This window comes from Streptomyces sp. MST-110588, assembly GCF_022695595.1.
Classification (GTDB): Bacteria; Actinomycetota; Actinomycetes; order Streptomycetales; family Streptomycetaceae; genus Streptomyces.
This window is the reverse complement of record NZ_CP074380.1, coordinates 5,034,263-5,057,378: the sequence shown is the minus strand read 5'-3', so window position 1 is coordinate 5,057,378 and position 23,116 is coordinate 5,034,263. Positions and strand designations below refer to the sequence as shown.

Below are 23,116 nucleotides of genomic sequence, written 5' to 3'. Positions count from 1 at the left end.
GCGCCCACGGGGTCACTTCTTGTCCAGGGCCTTCACGGAGAGCTGCCCGGCGCTGGAGTAGTACGGGCGCAGTTCGCACGCGGCGACGGCCTTCGGGGCGGCGACGGGCGCCTTCTTGCCGAAGAGCCCCTTGGCCGGCGCGGGGGCGGGCTGCACGGGCGCCGCGGTCTTCAGCACCGGCCGGGGAAGACGAAGACGTCCATCGGCCGGAGCACGTCGGTCGCCAGCTTGCACATCCGTACGGGCTCGGCGTCCTTCGCGGGCAGCAGCCACAGGTCCCAGATGTCCTCGGCACCCGGCGTGTGGGCCGCTGCCAGCGTCGCGCACGGCAGCTCGGCCCGCAGCCGGTCGCCCTCGCCGGCGGTCGCGCGGACGGTGACGTTCCGCGCCTGGTCGGCGCGGTGCACGGCCCGTACCTCGGCGCCGTCGCCCAGGACCGCGCCCCACAGCCGGGCCCGGATCTCGATGCGCTCCTGGGAGACGACCAGGGTGTCCAGCTCGCAGTGCCGGTCGCGGGTCAGGCTGCGCAGGGACAGCCGGCCGGCCGCGCCGAGGTGCGGCAGCAGCATGGCGAAGGCCGGGCCCTGGGTGCGCGGCAGCGGCAGGGACAGCACGTTCAGGACGTCGCAGCCGTCGGCGTCGGCCCGCAGCGCCACCTCGTGGCCCTGCGCGGTACGCAGCGACAGCTCCCACTCGCCCTCGGCCGGTCCGCCGTGCCAGGGGACGACGGCCTCCCGGTCCGCGGAGAAGGGGTAGGCCACCGGTTCGTTACGGCCCTTCGGGTCGCGGCACACCAACTCGGCGCCCTTCCCGGCGCCCTGCTCGTCGAGCAGGGCGCCGATACGTACGTGGACGTCGCCCCCCTCGTCCACCCGGCACACCGCTCCGGTGGGCAGCGCCTTACGGGTCCGTGCCTCCTCCAGAATGGCCTCGAACCGGTCCGCGCTGGCCGCGGGCTGGAAACGCTCCGCGTTGCGCTCGGCGGCCCGGCCCATCCGCAGGCGCCGCTCCTCGTCCTCGATCAGCTCCAGGATGGCCCCAGCCATCGCCTTGCTGTCACCGACGGGGACCAGGGTCCCGTCCTCGCCGGGCGTGAGAATGTTGCGCGGGCCGTGGTCGCAGTCGGCGCTGACGACTGGCAGCCGGCTCGCCATGGCCTCGACCACGACGTTTCCGAACGGTTCGCGCCTGGAGGGCAGGACGAAGATCGAACCCTTGACGAACTCGGGGGCCACCGGCGCCGCCGGGCCCATCAGCAGCGCGCTGCTGTAAAGGTGCAGCTCCTCGATCTTGCGGCGCAGCCGGCCCTTCTCGGGCCCGTCGCCGTAGATCCTCAACTGCCAGTCGGGGTGCTTGTCCGCCACGATCGCGAAGGCGTCGATCAGGTCGTCGAAGCCCTTGTGGGACTTGAGCACACCGGCGGTGACCACGATCTTGTTCAGCCCGGTCGCCCGCTGCTCGCCGACCGGCGGGATGCAGTTGGGCATGACGGCGATACGGTCCCGGCAGGCGGCTATCTCGGCGCCGAGGGTGCGTTCCTCCTCCGGCGTCAGGACGGTGATGGCGTCGATGGCCGGGTACGCCTCGTACAGCGGCTTCTTGATGTGCGGGCCGAACTTCGTCGGCATGGAGTGTTCCTGGCAGACCTTGAGGAAGCTGCCGGGGCCTGCGCCAGGATGATCGTGATCTTGGGGTTGGAGCTGATGACGACATCGGCGTCGGTGGTGGCGAGGTATTCGCGCAGCCGGATCCCGGCGGTGCTTGCGCAGGTCCACCAGATCAATGACACATCGGGCGTTGTCCGATCAGGAGTCGGCGCACATTCAGGAGGCTGACTTCTCCTGCCGCGCCCCGCCTTTCCCTGCCGCGCCCGCTCCCTCCCCGCCGAGTGCGGCGGTCACCGCCGTGGCCAGTTCGTCCAGGTAACCGGCCGGAAGCTCGTCGCGCACGACCAGCAGCCGCCAGTACAGCGGCCCCGTCATCAGGTCCAGGGCGAGGCGGGCGTCCACGTCCGGGGGATCTCGCCGCGTTCGGCGGCGCGGGCGACCACCGCCGCCGCCACCCCTTCCTGGCTGTCGTGCAGGGCGGCCTTGAGCGCGTCGGCGATCTCGGGGCTGCGGGCCGCCTCGGCCAGCAGGTCGGGGACGATCTGCGCCGCCATCGGGTGCCGCAGTGCCCGGGCCGCGACCTCCAGCAGCATCCGTACGTCTCCTCGCAGCGACCCGGTGTCCGGCGTCGGCATGCCTTCGACGGCCAGCGCGGAGACCACGTCCAGGACCAGGTGGAGCTTGGAGCGCCACCGGCGGTAGACGGCGGTCTTGCCGACCCCGGCCCGGCGCGCGATGCCCTCGATCGACATCCGCGCGAAGCCGACCGCGGCCAGTTCGGCGAAGACCGCGGCGCGGATGGCGGCGGTCTTCTCGGCGCGCAGTACGGCGGCACCGGCGGGCGCCCGGCGTGATGCGCCCGTCTCCCACGCCCCCTGCGCCTCTTCCCGTCCTGCCGACTGCTGCGAGCTGCCCTTTGCCATGGCTTGAGCATAGCGTCACGTCGCTACGGTTGCGTCTCGACGTCGGGCGCCTCTACTCTCGGCGACGCGACGATACGGACCCGTTCCGTCGTGGAAACGCCCCGTGCCCCCGTACGAAAGCGGCCCCATGACTCCACCCCTCGCTCCCCCGGGCCGCGCCCCGGCACCGCACCCGACGCCGTCCGCGGCCCGCGCCGCAGCCGCCCCCGACCCGCACACCCTGGCCGCCCGGTACGGCCTGACGGTGAGCGGCGCCCGCCCCTCACCGGGGCAGTACACCCGCCACCTGTGGGCACGGCGGCACTTCATCACCGCGTTCGCCTCCGCCCGGGCAACCGCGGCCTACACCTCGGCCCGGCTCGGCCAGATGTGGCAGGTCCTGACGCCCCTGCTGAACGCCGGCGTCTACTACTTGATCTTCGGGGAGCTGCTGAACACCCGGCACGGCATCGCCGACTACGTCCCCTACCTGTGCACCGGCATCTTCATCTTCATCTTCACCCAGTCCACCGTGCTGGCCGGCACGAGGGCGATCTCGGGCAACCTGGGCCTGGTGCGCGCGCTGCACTTCCCGCGCGCGAGCCTGCCGATCGCCCTCACCCTCGTCCAGCTCCAGCAGCTCCTGTTCTCGATGGGGGTGCTCGCGGGCATCGTGCTGCTCTGCGGCGTCCCGCTGACCTGGCACTGGCTGCTGCTGGTCCCGGCCCTGGCGCTCCAGACCCTCTTCAACGCCGGACTCGCACTGATCATGGCGCGGATCGGTGCCCGCAGCACCGACACCGCCCAGTTGATGCCCTTCGTCCTGCGCACCTGGATGTACGCCTCCGGGGTCTTCTACGACCTGTCGGCCCTCACCCGGCACGCACCCGACGCCGTCGCGGCGGCGCTCAACTGCAACCCCGCGTTCATCTACACCGGCCTGGCGCGGTACGCGCTGATCGACAGCGTGCGATCCGGCGGGCTGCCGCCGCACGTCTGGCCGCTGGCACTGGGCTGGGCCCTGGTCGCCGGCGTCGGCGGCTACATCTTTTTCTGGAAGGCCGAGGAGGAGTACGGACGTGGCTGACACCGGCAGCACACAGGCCCCCACCGTGATCGCGGATGATCTGCACATCGTGTACCGGGTGTACGGGGCGGGTGCGGGCAAGGGCGGGGCGACCGCGGCGCTGCGGCGGATCATCCGGCGCAGGCCGGCGGCGGGGGTGCGGGAGGTGCACGCGGTGCGCGGGGTGTCCTTCACCGCCTACCGGGGCAGTCGATCGGGCTGATCGGATCCAACGGGTCGGGGAAGTCCACGCTGCTCAAGGCGGTGGCGGGGCTGCTGCCGGCCGAGCGCGGCCGGGTCTACACCCATGGGCAGCCGTCGCTGCTGGGGGTCAACGCGGCGCTGATGAACGACCTGACGGGGGAGAAGAACGTGATCCTGGGCGGGCTGGCGATGGGCATGTCCCGCGACCAGGTCCGGGAGCGGTTCCAGGGGATCGTGGACTTCTCCGGCATCAACGAGAAGGGCGACTTCATCTCGCTGCCGATGCGCACCTACTCCTCCGGGATGGCGGCCCGGCTGCGGTTTTCCATCGCGGCGGCCAAGGACCACGACGTGCTGATGATCGACGAGGCGCTGGCCACCGGCGACCGGGCCTTCCAGAAGCGCTCCGAGGCACGCATCCGCGAGCTGCGCAAGGAGGCGGGCACGGTCTTCCTGGTCAGCCACAACAACAAGTCGATCAGGGACACCTGCGACCGGGTGCTGTGGCTGGAGAAGGGCGAACTCCTCATGGACGGCCCGACGGAGGACGTCCTCGGCGCGTACGAGGAGTTCACCCGCGGCTAGTGTCCTGAGTCGGGAATTTGCTGCGTGAGTCGGTGCTGGTTCGGCATGATGGTCGGATGGCGAGGACGGGACGGCCGAAGACGGCCGAAGGCCGAGCTGGTGCTGACCGATGGCGAGCGCGCGACGTTGACGCGCTGGGCGAGACGCCGGACGTCCTCCCAGGCACTGGCTCTGGTGCAGGATCGTGCTGGAAGGCGCGACGGGTGCTTCGAACAACGACGTTGCCAGTCGGCTGGGTGCTGAGGCGCACACAGTGAGCCGGTGGCGGGCCCGGTTCGTCCGGGACCGGCTGGATGGCCTGGCCGACGGCCCGCGTCCGGGGGGGACCACGGAAGATCACCGACGGCCAGGTCGAGGAAGTGGTCGTCAAGACGCTGGAGGCCACGCCGAAGGACGCCACGCACTGGTCGACGCGGTCCATGGCCAAGGAGGTGGGGCTGTCCCAGTCGGCCATCGCGCGGATCTGGCGGGCCTTCGGGCTCAGGCCGCACCTGGTGCAGACGTTCAAGCTTTCCAAGGATCCGCAGTTTCTGGAGAAGGTCCGCGACGTGGTCGGGCTGTATCTCGCTCCGCCCGCGCACACGCTGGTTCTGTGCGTCGAGGAGAAGACGCAGATCCAGGCGCTGGACCGGTCGGCGCCGGTGCTGCCGACGATGCCGGGCATGCCCGAGCGCCGCACCCATGACTATGTGCCCGGCGGCGTGACCACCTTGTTCGCCGCGCTGCAGCTGGCCACCGCCGCACACGCTCAGCTCTCCGCCTGAGCTTCGTCGGCCTCTTCCCAACCCACCGCCCCGCCCGACCGGGCTCGGTTCGTCATGCCCCAAGTAGCGCCAACACGCCTTCCCACCCGGCTGGTTGCTGCTCGGGGCTACCCACCCACAGAAGGGACACGCCCCGAATGGTCACCTTGGACCTGCGCCACGTGGCAAGCCCCGCCCTGCGGGACCTGATCCACCTGGTCAACCTGCCCGACTTCGACCGCGCACACCAGCAGATCGACCGCCTCGGCGGCTGCACCGAGCCCGTGCGCCTGCTCGGCCAGACCACCACCATCGACACGGCAACCGGTGAGGTGCTGCGCTCCTACAGCACCGCCGATGAGCCCACGGGCAGCCTGCTGACGCGCTGCGGCAACCGCCGCACCTCGCGGCGCCCGGCCTGCTCCCGCGTCTACGCCGCCGACACGTTCCAGCTCATCCGGGCAAACCTGACCGGTGGCAAGGAACGTGCCGGACACCGTCCGCACCCATCCTCGCGTGTTCGCCACGCTCACCGCGCCCGTCCTTCGGCCCCGTCCACAACCGCCCCACCGACGCGGGCGGTGTCCTCCGACCCTGCCGCTGCGGCAAGCTCCACGAACCCGCGAACGTGCTGCTCGGCACTCCGCTGGACCCGAAGACCTATGACTACCTGGGCGAAGGTCCTGTTCAACGCCCACGCCTCCGCCCTGTGGGCGCGCTTCACGATCTACCTGCGCCGCGAGATCGCCGTCCGGCTCGCCCTGACCCAGAAGGCGGCCCGCGCAGTGCTGCGCGTCTCCTTCGCCAAGGTCGCCGAGTACCAGAAGCGCGGCCTGGTCCACTTCCACGCCGTCATCCGCCTCGACGGCCCGGACGGCAGCACCCAGCCTCCGCCCCCGTCTGCCACCGTGGCCATACTCGCCGACGCCATCCGAGCCGCCGCAGCCCGCGTCTCGGGCAGAGTCGTCTCGGACGCGGTCGGGAAACGCGAACTCGCCTGGGGCGAACAGCTCGACGTGCGCGAGATCGCCGCCTTCGGCACCGACACCGAGCTCATCGATCACGCGGTCGCCGCCTACGTGGCCAAGTACGCCACCAAGTCCGCCGACTCATCCGGCGCTCTCGACCGCGCCCTGTTCTGCCACCCCTGCCAGGGACGCGGCATGACCCTGGCCGCACACGGGACCCCGGTCACGTGCACCGCCTGCACTGGCACCGGACAGGCTCGGTCGCTGCCCCGCCTCGCCGTCAAACGCCACGTGTGCCAGATGATCCGCACCTGCTGGGAGCTGGGCAAGCACCCGGAGTTCGCCGACCTCAAGCTGTGGCAGTGGGCACACATGCTCGGCTTCCGGGGCCACTTCTCCACCAAGTCCCGCTGCTACTCCGTCACCCTCGGCGCGCTGCGCGACGACCGCCGCGCCTGGCGCACCGAAGAGGCCCGCGCACACGCCGGCCTGCCCGGCCTCGACCCAGGCACGACCCTCGTCATCGGCCACTGGGCCTACCACGGCTCGGGCTACAGCCCCGGCGCGGAACTCCTCGCCGCCGCTGTCTGGCACCGCAGAGAACTGCAACGGCAGTTCACCGCAGAGGGCGGCTGCTGATAACCCCACTCCCGGGGCCAGGTGGCGACCTGCTGACGGCCCCAGGTCATGGCCCGTCTCCAGCTCGGCCGCTCCGCTGTCTACGACCTGCTCCGCATCCGGCAGCTCGCCTCCATCACTCTCGGCTGCGCCCGCCGGGTCCCAGCCCGAGGCCCTCACCGATTTCATCCGCACCCGGCTCGAACAGGAAGCCGCCTGATGCCCCCCGCGGCACTCCCACCTCCCGCCGCATCCGCGTCAACGGCGGCGGCACCGTCTACCAGTGCAAGGACGGCCGCTGGGAAGCCGCCGGATACGTCCTCGCCCCCGGTAACACCCGCAAGCGCGTTCGCATCTACGGCACCACCCATAAGGAAGCCCTCGCCAAGCTCACCGAGAAGATCGCCGCCAGCAACCGCGGCCTCCCGGTCGTCTCTGTCCAGGGCACTCTGCCCGCCTACCTGACGTACTGGCTGGAGAACGTCGCCGTCCACCAGCTCCGCGAGACCACCCACACCCGCTACACCACCTGCGTCAGCCAGTACCTCATCCCCGGGCCTGGGCAAGAAGAAGCTCGCCAAGCTCACCGCCAAGGACGTCCGGAGCTGGCTGAACGGGCTGCGGACCGTCTGCCAGTGCTGCGCACGCGGCATCGACGCCCGCCGGAAGTCTGATGCTCAGGCCGACCGCCGACCGCGCTGCTGCGCTATCGGCAAGTGCTGCCGCAAGCACCTCTCGCCGCTGACGCTGGCCTACATCCACTCCGTGCTCAAGTCTGTGCCGTGCGTGAGGAGGAGATCCCGCGCAACGTCGCCCGCAACGTTCGCACCGGCACTCCCCGGCCGCGCCGTTCAACCCGCTCACTGCCGACGAGGCCCGCACCTTCCTCACTGCCGCGCAGGGCCACCGCCTGCACGCCCTGTTCGAACTCGCCCTCCGCAGGGGATTCCGCAAGGGCGAACTCCTCGACCTGCGCTGGGAAGATCTCGACCTCGACACCAGCACCGCCGCCATCCGCCGCACCCTCCAGCGCACACGTGCCGGCGGCCTGCCCCCCTGCCGACCAAGGCAATCAGCTCGGAGCACCGCATCGCCCTCCCGGCCGCCTGCGTCACCTCGCTCCGCGTGCACCACGACCGGCAGGCCCGAGACAAGCAGTAGGCCAGCGCAGGCTGGGTGGATACCGGCCTCGTCTTCACCCGCCCGGACGGCCACCCCATCGAACCCGACACCCTCACACGGCACTTCAACGCGCTGCTCCGCCACTCCGGCCTGCGGGCGATCCGGTTTCACGACCTGAGACACTCGACCGCGACCCTCCTCCTGGAACAGGGCGTCGAACTCGTCGTCATCAAGGAACTCCTCGGCCACGCCCACATCGGCGTTACCGCCACCGTCTACGCCCACGTCCGGCTCCGCCTCCAACGCGACGCCATCGACCTTCTCAGCCGCACGCTGGGAAAGCACTCAGCGGCCGCCACCGAGCCCGACGACGGTGACGAACCGACGGTTTGTGCAGCACCCGTACGCTGACGTTGTCGTCAACTACTGCCGTCAAGACGTCATGAAGCCCTCCCTGGAATCACTCCCAGGGAGGGCTTCATGCACGTTCGATCTCAGTCCAGGGAAATCCTGGGGATCAGTCTTCGCTAAGAAGGCCGATAGCTTCAGGAAGCTCCAGAATTGCCCTCTTGCGCTCCGGATTATCCTCAAGCTCGGCACACTGAAGCATCAAGGAAGCGACCTCCCGACGCCCCTCTTCCGAGAGGCCTCGGAAGAGGGCAGCAGCTGGCTCAAGAATATCCGTGGCGACATCAGGGTCGATATCTCCGTCTTCGGTCAGGTCGATCGATACCACAACGCTTGCAAATGCTTGCGCCAGGACCTGGTTGACATCCATCAGGGCACCACCCTCACTCGAATGTTGGTTATCAGGAGGCTTCCGAGAACCCTACGCGCTCGCACTGCCTCAGCTTCGGTGGGAACCTCCCACCGTCCCGTGTAGCCGTTCTGCTCAAGCGCAAGGGACTGGTTCATAGCCTGCCGGTAGGTCTTGTTGAAGGTCGTGACGCTGACCTTCCGATCAATCATTACACCGTTTGTTGCATCAAACCCGTCGAACTTGATATCCGACAACTTGCTCGCGCCAGCCTTGTAGTATTGCAGCGCTGGCGCCAAGCCCGCCCTGGAACCCGTAGCTCCAGCATCGTAAGCGCGAGCAGCGGAGCTCATGTTGGCATTCTCATTGACCCAATGAACAATGCCATCGCAATTGTGAACCAGGACCGGGGTGGCGCCTGCCAGCACATAGTACGTATGCAGGCCCTCGACGGTGAGATTGTAGGTCCGGGCGTGTTCGGCGAAGGGGTGGTTCGCCTGGACTGTGACGGTGCCTTTGCTGACGGATTTCAGGGTCATTCCCGCCTTGAGGTCGGCAGTCTTGACCCATTCCTTCTGAGAGGGTGACCAGAAGGGGTGCTCGTGTGTAGCGGTGAGCCGCTCGCGGCCCTGCCGAGTGGTGACCGTAAGCTCGTTGAAGGACTTGTCGTCTTCGGTAATGATGTGGGCGGTTACCTTGCGTCGCGCGGTTTGCCCGGTGAGTGGGTCCGTGGCCACGACTAGCTCGCCCGCCCTGACGGACTCGATGTTTTTGGTCGAGTTATCCGCCATGAGCACCTTCGTGCCGGCAAGGAAGCACTTCTTGCAGGTCGGCAGCTTTTTCACGTACCGGTAGCCCTTGGCGATGTCTTCTACGCCGTCGTAGGCTTTTTTGGCGAGTTTCCACTTGCCGATGGGCAGGACCGATATGGCGGCCATCGAACAGTGCCCGAAGCTGGGATCCTTGGCACATTCCTTGACGTCGTTGAGGCCGAAGACTTCCCAGACGATTGCCTTCATCGTCGGGTCGATCTCGGGCACTTTCAGGACGTACTCGTCCGACCCGCTGGCCATGGCCCATACGCAGGATTCCACGGAGTCGCGGTAGTAGTTCAGGACGCAGGGTTTCTTATCCCGGCTCGCCCGTTCCTGCTTTCGCTGTTCCTCAGCTTGACGGCGAGCTTGAGTGAGTTCCGCTTCGCGCTTCTTGACGACCTCTCCCCACGCCTGCGCAGCAGCAGTGTTGGCTTCCTCCAAGCTCTTCCCCGCGTCCATCTCCGAAATTTGGGCCTCGGAGGCCGCGTTCCTGGCGGAGTAGGCAGAGTCGTGTGCGTAGTTCGCGGAGAATTCAGACTGTGCGGCGGATTCGTCGGCGTTGGCGACGGCGCGGTCGGCGCGGTTGGCGGCATTGACAGCGGTGACAGCGGACTTGCCAGCCTTTTTGGCGCTGGTTGTAGCGCTTTCAGCGGAATTGCGGGCGTCGGTGGCGTACCCGTCGGCGTCGGCAGCGAACTTGCTGGCCTGCGTGGCGGCCTTTTGGGCTTCATCTTTGGCGTGCTTGGCGTCGGCGGCGGCCTTGGCGGCGAGCCAGCGGTTCTGCTGGGCCCTGGCCGCTACCACGTCGGCTTCTTGGATCAGACGCTGGACCTGGTTGATGTGGACCGTGGCGAGCTGGTCTTTGCGGTCGGCCATGTACTGGCCGACCTGGATGAAGTCGTCCAGCTGTCCTGCGGACCCGGCCAGCGCAACTTTCGCCGCAGCTTGCATCTCGGGACCGCCGTCGTTGAACAGCTTGCCGGCAACGACCCGTTGATCGATATGCCGCGCCTTGTACTGCCCGCTGTTAAGGAAGGTGAGCATGGCCTGGGGGCTGCCATCGGCCAGGGCCTTCTCGGCTGCCTCTTTGACGGAAGGCCCGCCATCGTTGTCGATCTTGCCAATGAGGACACGGTATTCGACGTTGGCGGTTTTGTACTGGCCGGTGATGTAGAAGTCGCGGATCTGCTCCGGGGTGCCCTCCAACGCCTTGGTGGCGGCGGTACGCACGGCTTCGTACGGGCTCCGAGCGGCAAGGTCTGTCACCTGCTGGCGCGTTTCGTCCTGTTCGCCCCGCTTCCAGCCGGTCCGCAGGTATTCCAGAACATCGTCGTCAGTGCCGGACAGGGCCTGGGTGGCGGCCTCCTGGCGCCAGGAACCGAAATGCTTCAGTACGCGCAGTGCGACGGCGCGCCCCTGGGCGGCGAGGGTTTTGGTGTCGGCGTCGGATTTGTCGGCCTGGGCGGCCAGGTCGGTGATGTCCTTCTCAATGGCCTTGCCTTCCACCACCACATCTGCCGTCTTGGTGGTGAACTCGTCGGTCGCCGTTTTTTGCGACGCGGCGCGTTCCATGGCGGCTGCGGTGCGGATGGAAAGGTCTTGCGCCTCGATCTCCCGTGCCAGCTTGAAGACCGTCTTGGCAATGGTCACCGCGGCGGTAGCCGAGTCGGCTGCGTCCTTGGCCGCGGCCGCGTGTTTGGCCGATTCCTTTGCCGCGGTCTTTGCTTCGCCGGCGTGCTTGGCGGCCTCTTCCGCCGCCTTACCTGCGTTCTCGGCATGGGTGGCCGCGCTGTTGGCAGCATCCCGGGCTTCGCGCGCGGCCGTCGCCGACTGGTTGGCGAACGCTACGGCGGCATTGGCGGCTCGCCGAGACTCCTGGGCGTGCCGACGGGTTTCCGCGGCGGCCGCCTTGGCCTGGCTCGAGTGGTATCCCGCGTCGCTCGCGTACCTGTCGGCTTCATCGGCAGCGTCGGCGGCGTCCTCGGCATTGGAGCTGGCACTCAGCGACGCTTGGGCTGCCTGGGCGGCCGCCACCGATGCCTGGCTGGCTTTCTCCGCCGCTTGCGAGGCTTTCTTGGCACCGATGGACGCGGTATGGGCCTGCGCCGCGGCGTTCTTGGCGTCCTCGGCCTTGGTTGCGTCGTTGGCGGCGGCAGCGGCGGCCTTCCAGGCACGAGAGGCGGCGTTGGACGCGCCGATGGCGGCGTTCGCGGCTCGTGCGGCGGCCAGCGCGGCGACTCGGGCGGCCCGGTTGGCGGCGTTGGCCGAGTCGATGGCCCGCTGGGTTGCTTCGGCGGCGGCCTTGGCCGCGTTGGCGGCCTGCTTTGCCTTCAGCGCCGCCGTCTTCGCGTCATTTTTGGCCGCCTGGGTCTCCTTGGCGGCGTCCTGCGCGGCTTCCTTGGCCAGTTTCGAAGCCGTCACGGCGCGGTTCTTGGCCTCGATGGACGCCTCGGCGGCCTCCTTGGCCCGCGCTCCCGCCTTCTCGGCCTGCTCGGCTAGCTCCTCGATGCTGGCATGTTCCTGGTCGCGGTTGCGCGCCACGAACTGACCGACTTCGAGGAACTCGGCGACATCGTTGGGGGTGCCCTGCAGCGCGGTCGTGCCGGCTGCCTTGACGTTCGGCCCGCCGGTGTTGACGATCTTGCCGGCCTCCACCCGGTTGTCGGTCTCCCGAGCTTTGTACTGGCCCACGTTGAGGAACCGGACGACATCCTCGGGCGTGCCCTTCAAGGCCTTCTCGCCGGCCTCCTTGACCCCGGTGTCACCGGCGTTGATGACCTTGCCGGCCTCGACGCGCCGGTCCACCTGCAGCGGCTTCTTCCAACCATCCTCGAGGAAAGACTGGACATCATCCGGGTTCTGCGAACTGAGCGCTGCGAGGGCAGCTTCGCGTACCGAGGGGCCAGCTACGTTGATCATCCGGCCGACAGCGACCCGGTCGTCGATCCGCTGGATGGCATCCTTGCCTTTGAGGAAGTTCGCGACGTCCTCATCGGTCCCCAGTAGAGCCTTCTCGGCGGCTTCTTTGATGCCCGCTCCGCCGCTCTGCCATAGCCGAACGGCATGACCTCGATTCATTGCGGCATTGATCACCTGCAGCATGTCGCTGTCGGCGCCATACGCCGGCGCGCCGCCCAGCAGGCTCGCCATCAGCGCGACGGGCAGGACCGCCGAGGAGACGGCACGCCGCCCGAACGGTCTCTTCGCGCCTCTGCGGCCTGTTCTGTGGCGCTGCGATCCCCGCGCAGCGCTTGATGGTGGTCTTTTCACCCGGTCGGTTTCCTCTCTGAGAGCCCAGCCGCCACCGCGCCAGCGCCAGAGAGACCGGCTTCCAGCCAGGTGTCCGTTCATCAGGTCAGGGAGGAAGTAAGCACGGCCGCGCATCCAGGCAAGCGGCAGTCCGGCTGTCGTACGGCAGTGCTATGAGAACCCTCCGAAACACGACGTTCGAGGGCAAACTCGCAGACATCTTACATATGATTTACTTCGCGCATCCGGGGCCCAACGTGCGCCCCACTCCTCCACCTTGGAAGGCAACGTGGCAATATCCCCTGGCCCCAAAGCACTGGCCATCACCGGCGTCGCAGCGGCATTGGCGTGTGCCGGGCTGACGACCCTGTCGGTAGCCCAGGCGGCCCCTCAGCCAACACCCGCCGTCGCAGGCACGGCAGCATCCGGTGACATGCCTCCGGTCGTCGAGGACTTCACCTACCCCGGCGCGGCGAAGCTCCTTCAGGAGAGGGAAATCACCCTCAAGCGCGGTGATGGGCACATCATGCTGTCCGACTGCAATGCGCGCCACGACATCAAAGTTGAATCCCGTACGGGCGACAACTTCTTCTGCTTCACCGTCAGCGGCAACGACGGCTACCTGACCATGGAACTGCCCGACGCCTACGCCATGTGGACCAAGGGACACCCGGTACAGGCCAAAATCGTCGCGGAGGCAACCGGCAAGACCACCGTTGTCAAGGCTCCCAAGACTCCTGAGTACAAGTACACGACCATGGGAGAGACCGGGGACACCCACAAGCGTTCCGTCCTCGTCGAACTCCGCGTCAACGGCTGACGGGTACATCCGCAGGAGCCGCTCATCCCCAGCCAGCACGCCTGGCCGCACCCGTCTGTACCTCGCTCAAGGAAGTTCCATGTCAATAAAGAGATCCCGAGCCACCGTGGCAGCCGCCGCCCTGGCAGGAGGCGTCAGCCTGGCCCTACTGGCCGTCCCCACGGCCTCGGCCACCGCTGGTTCGACCGTAAAGGACGGCACCTACGCCTTCACCGCCAAGATCACCATCGGCGAGGGCGACAGCCAGCGTGTCTGCTCGGGTGCCCTGGTGGACGCACAGTGGGTGCTGTCGGCGAAGAACTGCTTCGCCGACAAGCCGGGCGCCCAGGTCGCGGAAGGCAAACCGAAGCAGAAGACGACCGTGACCGTAGGCGCGCCGGCCGACAACAGGTCGGTAGACGTGGTTGAGCTGGTCCCTTATTCCAACCGTGACCTGGTGATGGCCCGGCTCGCGGTGCCCAGCGGCTCCACCTCGCTGACCCCTGCGTTCCCGGGAGTCGATCCGGTCGACGTCTCCCTGTCGGCACCGGCTGAAGGCGAACGGCTGCGGGCCATCGGCTACGGCCGCACCAAGACCGCTTGGCTCAGCGATCGCGCCCACAGCACCACCCCCAGCGTCGGAGCCACCACCAACACGGCCGTCTCCCTGGCCGGTACGCCGGAGGAGCGGACCGGAATCTGCAAGGGTGACGCGGGCGGACCCACCGTACGCGAGGCCGGCGGTCGGGCCGAACTGGTCGGCATCCATAGCACCTCCTGGCAGGCCGGCTGCCTGGGGGAGAACCCGGCGAAAGACGAGGCCGTCGACGTCCGTATGGATACCGCCAGCCTGTGGGTCCACCAGACCCGCTCCGAGGCTGATGCGGCCGCGAAGTCCGTCAAGCAGGTCGTCTCCGGTGACTTCAACGGCGACAAGCGCACCGATCAGGCCGTGATGTACGGCTTCTCCGACGGATCCATGGCCCTGTTCACCTTCCTCGCGAAGGCCGACGGCGGGTTCCAGCGGCCGAGCAAATCCTGGCACGTCAAGCCGGGTCAGTGGAATTTCGACGCCGTCCAGCTCACCGCGGGCGACTTCGACGGCGACGGCCGTGACGACGTGGCCGCCTTCTACGGCTACGGCGACGGATCGGCCGCCCTGTACACCTTCAAGTCCCTCAAGGACGGACGGTTCCAAGACCCGCTGCGCTCCTGGAACGTACCCGCCGACAACTGGTGGGGCAGCAACGTGAAGATCGCCGCGGGCGACTTCGACGGCAACGGCCGCGACGACATCGCCGCCTTCTACGGCTACGGCGACGGCCGGGCCGCCCTGTACACCTTCAAGACCAAGACAGACGGCACCTTCGAAAACCCCGTCCGCTCCTGGAACGTACCCGCCGACAACTGGTGGGGCAGCAACGTGAAGATCGCCGCAGGTGACTTCGACGGCAACGGCCGCGACGACATCGCCGCCTTCTACGGCTACGGCGACGGCCGGGCCGCCCTGTACACCTTCAAGACCAAGACAGACGGCACCTTCGAAAACCCCGTCCGCTCCTGGAACGTACCCGCCGACAACTGGTGGGGCAGCAACGTGAAGATCGCCGCAGGTGACTTCGACGGCAACGGCCGCGACGACATCGCCGCCTTCTACGGCTACGGCGACGGCCGGGCCGCCCTGTACACCTTCAAGACCAAGACAGACGGCACCTTCGAAAACCCCGTCCGCTCCTGGAATGCACCAGCCGACAGCTGGTGGGGCAGCTCCGTCCAGCTCACGGCGGGTGACTTCGACGGCAACGGCCGCGATGATGTCGCCGCCCACTACTCCCAGGACGACGGCAGCTCGGCTCTCTTCACCTTCCAGACCCGCACCGACGGCGGTTTCGAGAACCCCCTCAAGTCCTGGTCCACGCCGGGGACCAAGCAAGCGAAGTAAAGGCCCATTTCCAACGGACCTTGCTTGGTACTGCCAAGGCGAAAGCGACCGCTGCTTCATACGAGGCAGCGGTCTGCGCGTTGCTACTCGGGCGCTTCAGCGAACGACGGATGGTCCAAGGCCCGGACCACAACACCGTCGGAGCTGTCCCGGAAGACGCCGAGGGCGGTCCCGGAGCCCTGTTGGCTCCGGGACCGCCCTCGGCGTTCCTCACCGTACGGCCGTCACCACCGCGACGGCGAACGGTCTCAGCTGTGCGTACGCAGCAGGGTGCGCATGGTGCGCATGGCCACCGACAGGTTGGCCAGGTCGAAGCCTTCCGACCCGTAGATCTCCTCCAGGGTGGTGCGGGCGCGGCTGAGGATCGCGGAGTTCTTCTCCTCCCATGCCTTGAACCGCTGCTCGGGTGTGGAGGTGCCGTTGCCCACCGACAGGACGTCCGAGGTCAGCGCCGCATGGGCGGCGAAGAGGTCCTCGCGGATCGAGGCGCGGGCCATGGACTGCCAGCGGTCGTTGCGCGGCAGGTCCAGGATGCGGTCCAGGAGCTGGTTGATGCGCAGCCGGTCGCCGAGGTCGTAGTAGACCTCCGCGACGGCCAGCGGCTCCTTGCCGGTGCGGTCCGCGATGGCGACGATGTCCAGCGCCGGGAAGGCGGAGGAGAAGCCGGCGACCTTGGCGGCCAGTTCCTCGGGGACGCCGGCGTCGGTGAGCTGGTCCAGGATGCGCTGGTACCACTCCAGGTCGCTGCCGCACAGCAGCTTGGGCAGCTCCGCCCAGACCTCGGCGACCCGCTCGCTGAAGAAGTCGATGGTCTGCGACAGCTCCAGCGGCTGCGGGCGGTTGTTGAGCAGCCAGCGGGTGCCGCGCTCCACCAGGCGGCGGGAGTGCAGGCGGATACGGGTCTGGACGTCGGCGGCGACGATGTTGTCCAGTGCCTCGACCTCGTCCCAGACCTGGCCGAGGCCGAAGATGGCGCGGGCTGCGGTGTGGGCGCGTACGACCTCTTCCAGCGAGGCGCCGGTCTCCTCGCGCATACGGTGCAAGAAGCTCGTACCGCCGGAGTTGACGGTGTCGTTGACCAGCACCGTGGTGATGATCTCGCGGCGCAGCGCGTGGCTGTCGATCTGCTCGGTGAAGCGCTCGCGCAGGGCGGTGGGGAAGTAGGCGTGCTGCAGCCGCTGGAGGTAGGGGTCGTCCGGCAGCCCGGTCTGGATCAGCTCGTCGGCGACCGTGATCTTGGTGTAGGCCAGGAGTACGGCCGTCTCGGGCTGGGTCAGGCCGCGGCCGGCGTTGAGCCGTTCGCGGATCTGGCGGTCGGTGGGCAGGAACTCCAGCGCCCGGTCCAGGTGGCCTTCGCGTCCCAGGCGGCGCATGAACCGCTGCTGGGCGTGGAGCATGCTGGAGGACTGGGCCTGCGCCAGGGCCAGCGCGGTGTTCTGCGCGTAGTTGTTGCGCAGCACCAGCGCGCCGACCTCGTCGGTCATCTCGGCGAGCAGCTTGTTGCGCTGCTTGACGGTCATGTCGCCGTCGGCGACCAGCGAGTTGAGCAGGATCTTGATGTTGACCTCGTGGTCGGAGGTGTCCACGCCGGCGCTGTTGTCGATCGCGTCGGTGTTGATCTTTCCGCCGCCGGTGGCGAACTCGATCCGGCCGAGCTGGGTCAGGCCCAGGTTGCCGCCCTCGCCGACGACCTTGACCCGCAGGTCCTGGCCGTTGACGCGGATCGCGTCGTTGGACTTGTCGCCCACGTCCGCGTGGCTCTCGGCGGAGGACTTCACGTACGTACCGATGCCGCCGTTCCACAGCAGGTCCACCGGCGCCTTGAGGATGGCCTGCATCAGCTCGGCCGGCGTCATCTTCTTCACGCCGTTCTCGATGCCCAGGGCGGCGCGGATCTGCGCGTTGAGGGGGATCGACTTGGCGGTACGGGGGTGGATGCCGCCGCCCTGGGAGAGCAGCGAGGTGTTGTAGTCGGCCCAGGAGGAGCGGGGCAGTTCGAACAGGCGGCGGCGCTCGGCGTAGGAGACGGCCGCGTCGGGGTTCGGGTCGATGAAGATGTGGCGGTGGTCGAAGGCGGCGACCAGGCGGATGTGCTCGCTGAGCAGCATGCCGTTGCCGAACACGTCACCGGACATGTCGCCGACGCCCACGACCGTGAAGTCCTCGGTCTGGGTGTTGACGCCCAGCTCGCGGAAGTGGCGCTTGACCGATTCCCAGGCGCCGCGGGCGGTGATGCCCATGCCCTTGTGGTCGTAGCCGGCCGAGCCGCCGGAGGCGAAGGCGTCGCCGAGCCAGAAGCCGTAGGACTCGGCGACCTCGTTGGCGATGTCGGAGAAGGTGGCGGTGCCCTTGTCGGCGGCGACGACGAGGTAGGTGTCGTCCTCGTCGTGCCGTACGACGTCCTTGGGGTGGACGACCTCGCCGCCGACGAGGTTGTCGGTGATGTCCAGCAGACCGGAGATGAAGGTCTTGTACGAGGCGATGCCCTCGGCCAGCCACGCGTCGCGGTCCACGGCGGGGTCCGGCATCCGCTTGCCGACGAAGCCGCCCTTGGCGCCGACCGGCACGATGACGGTGTTCTTGACCATCTGCGCCTTGACCAGGCCCAGGATCTCCGTACGGAAGTCCTCGCGCCGGTCGGACCAGCGCAGACCGCCGCGGGCGACCTTGCCGAAGCGCAGGTGGACGCCCTCCACGCGCGGGGAGTACACCCAGATCTCGTACGCCGGGCGGGGCGCGGGCAGGTCGGGGATGGCCTGCGGGTCCAGCTTCATGGACAGGTACGGACGCGGCTGCCCGTGCTCGTCACGCTGGTAGTGGTTGGTGCGCAGGGTGGCCTTGATGACGGTGAGGAAGGAGCGCAGGATGCGGTCCTCGTCCAGGGAGGCGACCTGGTCCAGGGCGCCGTCCAGCTCCTCCAGGATGCCGTCGGTCAGCTCGGTGCCGGCCCGCTGCCGCTCGGGGGACATCCGTGCCTCGAAGAGGCTGACCAGCAGGCGGGTGGTGTGGACGTTGTTGGAGAGGGTGTCCTCCATGTACGTCTGGCTGAACGTCGAACCGGCCTGGCGCAGGTACTTGGCGTAGGCGCGCAGCACCATGGCCTGGCGCCAGTTCAGGCCGGCCCGCAGCACCAGCTTGTTGAAGTTGTCGCTCTCCGCCTGGCCGGTCCACACGGCCGTGAAGGCGTCCTGGAAGCGCTCGCGGGCGTCGTCGCCGTTGAGGCGCTCGGGCATCCGCAGGCCGAAGTCGTAGATCCAGGCGACGGTGGAGTCGGTGCAGCGCAGCTCGTGCGGGCGCTCGTCGACGACCTCGACACCCAGCCGGTTCAGGAGGGGCAGCACCTTGGACAGCGAGACGGGCTCGCCGGTGCGGTAGATCTTGAAGCGGCGCTCGCCGGGGCCCGCGCCGACCGGCTCGTACAGGCTGACCTCGAAGTTCCTGCCGCCTTCGCCGTCGGTGGCGCCGGTGAGCTTCTCCAGGTGCTGGAGGTCGGCTACGGCGCTGCGCGGCGGGTTGTCGGCCTTGTAGCCCTCGGGGAAGGCGTGGTTGTAGCGGCGCAGCAGGGCCGCGGCGCGCTCCTCGCCGACCTCGGCGGTCAGCGCCTCGGCGAAGCCGTCGGCCCAGGAGCGGGCGGCCTCGACCAGGCGCGCCTCGATGCGTTCGACGTCGGTGTCGGTGAGGTCCGGCAGGGTCGCGCCGGGCTCGACGCGGACGACGAAGTGCAGCCGGGAGAGGATCGACTCGGTGTTCCAGGCGGTGAAGTCGACGCTGGTGCCGCCCAGCTCCTCCTTGAGGATGTCGATCAGGCGCAGCCGTACGTTGGTGGTGTAGCGGTCCCGGGGGAGGTAGACCAGCGCGGAGTAGTAGCGGCCGTACTCGTCCTGGCGCAGGTACAGGCGCAGCCGGCGGCGCTCCTGGAGGTAGAGCACGCTGGTGACGATGGAGCGGAGCTGGTCGACGGGGGTCTGGAACAGCTCGTCGCGCGGGTAGGTCTCCAGGATCTGGAGCAGGTCACGGCCGTCGTGGCTGTTGGGCGTGAAGCCGGCGCCCTCCAGGACCTCGGCGACCTTGCGGCGGATGACCGGGACACGGCGTACGGACTCGGTGTACGCGGCCGAGGAGAACAGGCCCAGGAAGCGGCGCTCGCCGACGACGTTGCCCTGGGCGTCGAACTTCTTGACACCCACGTAGTCCAGGTAGGAGGGGCGGTGGACCGTGGAGCGGCTGTTGGCCTTGGTGAGGATCAGCAGCTTGTGTTCGCGGGCCTTGGCGCGGGCGTCCTTGGGGAGGCGGTTGAAGGACGGCGAGGCGGGGGAGAAACCGGAGTGGCTGTCGTCGGATTCGTGGTGGGAGGGGTCCGAGCGCAGGATGCCCAGGCCCGTACCGGGTACGGCGGTGAGCACGTCCTCCGCGACGCCGCCCTCACCGGGGGCGGAGGTCAGCTCGTACTCGCGGTAGCCCAGGAAGGTGAAGTGGTCGGCGGCGAGCCAGCGCAGCAGCTCGCGGGCCTCCTCGATCTCCTGGTCGCGCAGGTCGTCGGCGGTGGGCTCGGTGGGCAGCTCGTCGGCGATGCGCAGCGCGCAGTCGCGCATCTTGCCCCAGTCCTCGACGGCCTCCCGTACGTCGGACAGGACCCGCAGCAGGTCGGCGGTGATCTGCTTGAGGTCGCCGCGGTCGGTCTCGCGGTCGATCTCGACATGGATCCAGGACTCCACGAGCGCGTCGTGGGGCAGCTCGCGGGCCTTGCCGGCGCCGGTGGTGCCGTGGGCGTCGCAGGTGTTGTCCAGGACCTCGATGAGCTTGCCGGTCAGGTCGCGGCGGACGATGACCTGCGGGTGGATGACGACGTGGATGCCGCGGCCCTGGCGGGAGAGCTCGTTGGTGACGGAGTCGACCAGGAAGGGCATGTCGTCGGTGACGACCTCGACGACGGAGTGGCTGCACGTCCAGCCGTTCTCCTCGACGGTCGGGGTGTGCACCCGTACGTTCGCGGTGCCCTGGGGGCGGTTGGCGGCGAGGCGGTGGTGGGAGAGCGCGGCGCCGAAGACATCGACGGGGTCACGGCCGGTGAGGTCCTCGGGGGCCGTGTGCAGGTAGTACCGCTGGAGGTATCCCAGGAGGGTCTCCGGGTCGAGTCCCTGGACGGGGGTCTGCCCCCCGGCCGGGCTGCTTTCAGCGACCCGGGCGGCCCTCGTGAGCAGCTCGGTCTTGGCTTCGTCCAGCTTGGTCTGCATGTCCTCTGGCTCCTGTCGCGCGCCGTTGCGTGACGTCGTGGGAGTGATCCTTGGAAGCTGCACGGCGACGGCGCGACGCGTGGGGACTCCCCCAGCGAAGCGAAGGGGAGTTTCCGGTCGGTACCGACGCTATGCCGCGATGGGAGAGGACCGAGCCGTATTCGGTGAACTTTGACAAAGTCGACATACGGGCCCGGTCGCAACGATCAGCACCCGCCCGGTCACCATGGTGTCCCGGGCGCACGGCAAGGGCTTCGATGCCCCCGCGGGTTATCGCGCTGATCACTCTGTAAGGCTATCGCTCCTGGCATGGGTGCCGTCATGGGCGTTCCCTGTGCAAATCCTCACCCCGAACTTTGACGATGTCGACAGCGACGCGGAGGCCGCACGAGGTCTTGGCAAGCGCGGCGAACCGCAGGACGTTGGGCGAAACGGCGAGAGGTGCGACCGGAGGTGGACGGCATGGCGGCCAAGATCCTGATCGTGACCGGCGACGCGGCGGAGTCCCTGGAAGTCCTCTACCCCTATCAGCGGCTCCGCGAAGAGGGGTACGACGTCCATGTCGCCGCCCCCGCCCGCAAGACGCTGCGGTTCGTCGTCCACGACTTCGAGCCGGGTTTCGACACCTACACCGAGAAGCCCGGCTACACCTGGCCCGCCGACCTCGCCTTCGCGGAGGTCGACCCGGGGCAGTACGCCGCCCTGGTGGTCCCCGGCGGACGTGCGCCGGAGTATCTGCGCAACGACCCGGAGCTGCGCAAGATCCTCAAGGCGTTCTTCGACGCGGACAAGCCCGTCGCCCAGATCTGCCACGGCCCGCTGCTGACCGCCGCGATCGGCGGGCTCAACGGCCGGCGGCTGACCGCCTATCCCGCCCTGGAGCTGGACATGCAGGCGGCGGGCGCGACCTACCGGGACGCCGAGGTCGTCGTGGACGGCATGCTGGTCTCCTCCCGTGCCTGGCCCGACCACGCGAGCTGGATGCGGGAATTCATCAACGTGCTGCGCGCGAAGGCCCCGCTGTCCTGACCCGACTGCCGCGATCGGCGGGCTCGACGGGCGGCGGGCGGACCCGCGGCGGGTTACGCGGCTATTCGTCCGGCGAGTTCGACCGCCTCCGCGAGGGTGTCCACCACCGGCACGCCCGCGGTCGCCAGACTCGCCCGGCTGTGCGAGCCTCCCGTGTAGAGCACGGCGTGCGCTCCGGCGTGCCGGGCGGCCACCGCGTCGTCCACGGCGTCACCGATGACGACCGTACGCTCCGGGTCGACCCGCGCGCTCTCCAGCGCGGCGAGATGCCGCAGCATGTGCTCGGCCTTGCTTCCGCCCGAGGGGCCGGTCCTGCCGTCCACCCGTACGAAGTGCGCGGCGATACCGAAGCCGTGCACCAGCGGCACCAGCTCCTCGTGCCCGTACATGCTCAGGATCGACTGGCTGTGCCCCGCCGTACCCCACTCCTCCAGCAGCGGCTCCACGCCCTCCGCGAGCCCGCAGCCCGCCAGCCGCGTGGCGTAGTGACGGTGGAACGCCTCGTCCATGACCAGCCACTCGGCCTCCGTCGGCAGCCGCCCCATCAGCCGCTCGTAGAACCGCGGGACGGGGACGCAGTACAGCTCCCGGTAGGTGTCGAGCGTGATCGGCGCGAGACCGATCTCCGCGAAGGCGGCGTTGGTCGCGCCGATGACGGCGTCGAGGTCGTGGAACAGCGTGCCGTTCCAGTCCCAGACGATGTGTGTCGCGTTCTTCCCCACGTGCTTCCCCGTCTTCCCCGTCTACCCCGCGTGCTTCCCGATGCGAAAACCGTACCGGTGCCCACTGACAACGGCTGCGGCGTCCGGCAGGCGGACGGGGCGGGGCCGGCCGGCGGTCAGGCGATGAGGTGGGGGATCTCCTGCACGCCGAACCACATCAGCTCGTGGTCCTGCGCGCCGTCCACCGTGAACCGGGCGTCGTCGTCCCCGAGGTCCGCCGCGCCCAGCGCCTGCGCCGCCGCCGCGATGTCCTCCTCGGCGTCGTCGGAGTCCACGTGCACCGCCGCGGCCTTCGACAGCGGCACCGCGCCCGCGATCCGCACCTCGCCGAGCGCCGACTGGTCCAGCCCCCGGTCCGGGTCCGCGACCGCCGCGCCGTCCGGTACGTCCACGGCCACCACCACGCGCCGCCGGGCGGCGTCCGGATCGGCGGCGAGCCGGCGCAGCGACGCCTGGGCGGCCCGGTTCAGCGCCGCGTACTCCAGTTCCTCGATGTCGTCGGTGACGTACCACTCGCGCAGCGCGGGCGTGACGGCGTAGGCGTCCAACGGACCGGGGCCCAGCTCACCGGCCTCGTGCGCCGCTGCGAGACCGGGCAGGGTCAGGGGAACATAGACGCGCATGACGGTTGCTTCCGCTCATTTCACTCAGGTCCGGGAACTGCTCCGTCAGCATACGGCCGTGCGTCCCCCATCGTGGTGCCGCTCCCGCCCCCGGTACACCGCCCGGCAGAGCCGGTTCTCCCGCGCTCTCC

12 protein-coding genes and 5 pseudogenes are annotated in these 23,116 nt (G+C 68.8%); 9 read left to right on the top strand and 8 right to left on the bottom strand.

Going from position 1 to position 23,116, the window contains the following annotated elements:
* Positions 1-12: 12 nt before the first annotated feature.
* From KGS77_RS22165 to KGS77_RS22155, 3 genes and pseudogenes are all read right to left on the bottom strand, one after another.
* Positions 13-177, bottom strand: a complete 165-nt coding sequence (locus tag KGS77_RS22165) for a hypothetical protein (protein WP_242584640.1) — start codon at positions 175-177, stop codon at positions 13-15.
* Positions 171-1,628 (bottom strand): glycosyltransferase, encoded by a 1,458-nt coding sequence (locus KGS77_RS22160; protein ID WP_242584638.1) that lies wholly within the window; start codon positions 1,626-1,628, stop codon positions 171-173. Before KGS77_RS22160 ends, KGS77_RS22165 begins: the two co-directional genes overlap by 7 nt.
* 195 nt (positions 1,629-1,823) lie before the next feature.
* Positions 1,824-2,530, bottom strand: a pseudogene (locus KGS77_RS22155) (TetR/AcrR family transcriptional regulator).
* Between the two features lie 127 nt (positions 2,531-2,657).
* Between KGS77_RS22155 and KGS77_RS22150 the strand changes: the two are divergent.
* The 6 genes and pseudogenes from KGS77_RS22150 to KGS77_RS22125 all read left to right on the top strand — a co-directional run bounded on the left by KGS77_RS22150 (position 2,658) and on the right by KGS77_RS22125 (position 8,226).
* Complete coding sequence (locus KGS77_RS22150) at positions 2,658-3,596, top strand: ABC transporter permease (protein ID WP_242584635.1); 939 nt, start codon at positions 2,658-2,660, stop codon at positions 3,594-3,596.
* A pseudogene (locus KGS77_RS22145) lies at positions 3,589-4,364 on the top strand (ABC transporter ATP-binding protein). The gene KGS77_RS22150 and the pseudogene KGS77_RS22145 overlap by 8 nt, the downstream one beginning before the upstream one ends.
* A gap of 48 nt (positions 4,365-4,412) precedes the next feature.
* Positions 4,413-5,101: pseudogene (locus KGS77_RS22140) on the top strand (IS630 family transposase); the annotation flags it as partial.
* A 164-nt stretch (positions 5,102-5,265) separates the two neighbouring features.
* Entirely contained in the window at positions 5,266-6,714 is a 1,449-nt protein-coding gene (locus KGS77_RS22135; protein ID WP_347404519.1) for a replication initiator, read from the top strand.
* Positions 6,708-6,913, top strand: a pseudogene (locus KGS77_RS22130) (helix-turn-helix domain-containing protein). Before KGS77_RS22135 ends, KGS77_RS22130 begins: the two are co-directional and overlap by 7 nt.
* 31 nt (positions 6,914-6,944) lie before the next feature.
* Positions 6,945-8,226 (top strand): annotated as a pseudogene (locus tag KGS77_RS22125) (site-specific integrase).
* Between the two features lie 106 nt (positions 8,227-8,332).
* Here the strand turns inward: KGS77_RS22125 and KGS77_RS22120 are convergent.
* Positions 8,333-8,593 (bottom strand): hypothetical protein, encoded by a 261-nt coding sequence (locus tag KGS77_RS22120; protein ID WP_242584633.1) that lies wholly within the window; start codon positions 8,591-8,593, stop codon positions 8,333-8,335.
* Positions 8,593-12,537: a polymorphic toxin-type HINT domain-containing protein gene (locus KGS77_RS22115; protein ID WP_242584632.1), complete on the bottom strand. Its 3,945-nt coding sequence runs from the start codon at positions 12,535-12,537 to the stop codon at positions 8,593-8,595. Before KGS77_RS22115 ends, KGS77_RS22120 begins: the two co-directional genes overlap by 1 nt.
* Before the next feature lie 388 nt (positions 12,538-12,925).
* Between KGS77_RS22115 and KGS77_RS22110 the strand changes: the two genes are divergently transcribed.
* Complete coding sequence (locus tag KGS77_RS22110; protein WP_242584630.1) at positions 12,926-13,456, top strand: hypothetical protein; 531 nt, start codon at positions 12,926-12,928, stop codon at positions 13,454-13,456.
* A gap of 79 nt (positions 13,457-13,535) precedes the next feature.
* On the top strand, positions 13,536-15,377 hold the full coding sequence (locus KGS77_RS22105; RefSeq protein ID WP_242584628.1) for an FG-GAP-like repeat-containing protein: 1,842 nt from the start codon (positions 13,536-13,538) through the stop codon (positions 15,375-15,377).
* Positions 15,378-15,625: 248 nt separating this feature from the next.
* Here KGS77_RS22105 and KGS77_RS22100 read toward each other — a convergent pair whose 3' ends face one another.
* Positions 15,626-20,611 carry an NAD-glutamate dehydrogenase gene (locus tag KGS77_RS22100; protein ID WP_242584626.1) on the bottom strand — a complete coding sequence of 1,662 codons (4,986 nt, stop codon included), beginning with the start codon at positions 20,609-20,611 and terminating at the stop codon, positions 15,626-15,628.
* A 462-nt stretch (positions 20,612-21,073) separates the two neighbouring features.
* On the opposite strand from KGS77_RS22100, the gene KGS77_RS22095 reads away from it, so the two are divergent.
* A complete protein-coding gene (locus KGS77_RS22095) occupies positions 21,074-21,640 on the top strand; it encodes a DJ-1/PfpI family protein (RefSeq protein WP_242584624.1) in 567 nt (188 codons plus the stop codon).
* 53 nt (positions 21,641-21,693) lie between these two features.
* Here KGS77_RS22095 and KGS77_RS22090 read toward each other — a convergent pair whose 3' ends face one another.
* Together KGS77_RS22090 and KGS77_RS22085 are read right to left on the bottom strand one after the other, a co-directional pair.
* Positions 21,694-22,362 (bottom strand): HAD family hydrolase, encoded by a 669-nt coding sequence (locus tag KGS77_RS22090; RefSeq protein ID WP_242584622.1) that lies wholly within the window; start codon positions 22,360-22,362, stop codon positions 21,694-21,696.
* Positions 22,363-22,478: 116 nt separating this feature from the next.
* A complete protein-coding gene (locus KGS77_RS22085; RefSeq protein ID WP_242584620.1) occupies positions 22,479-22,985 on the bottom strand; it encodes a hypothetical protein in 507 nt (168 codons plus the stop codon).
* Positions 22,986-23,116 lie beyond the last annotated feature (131 nt).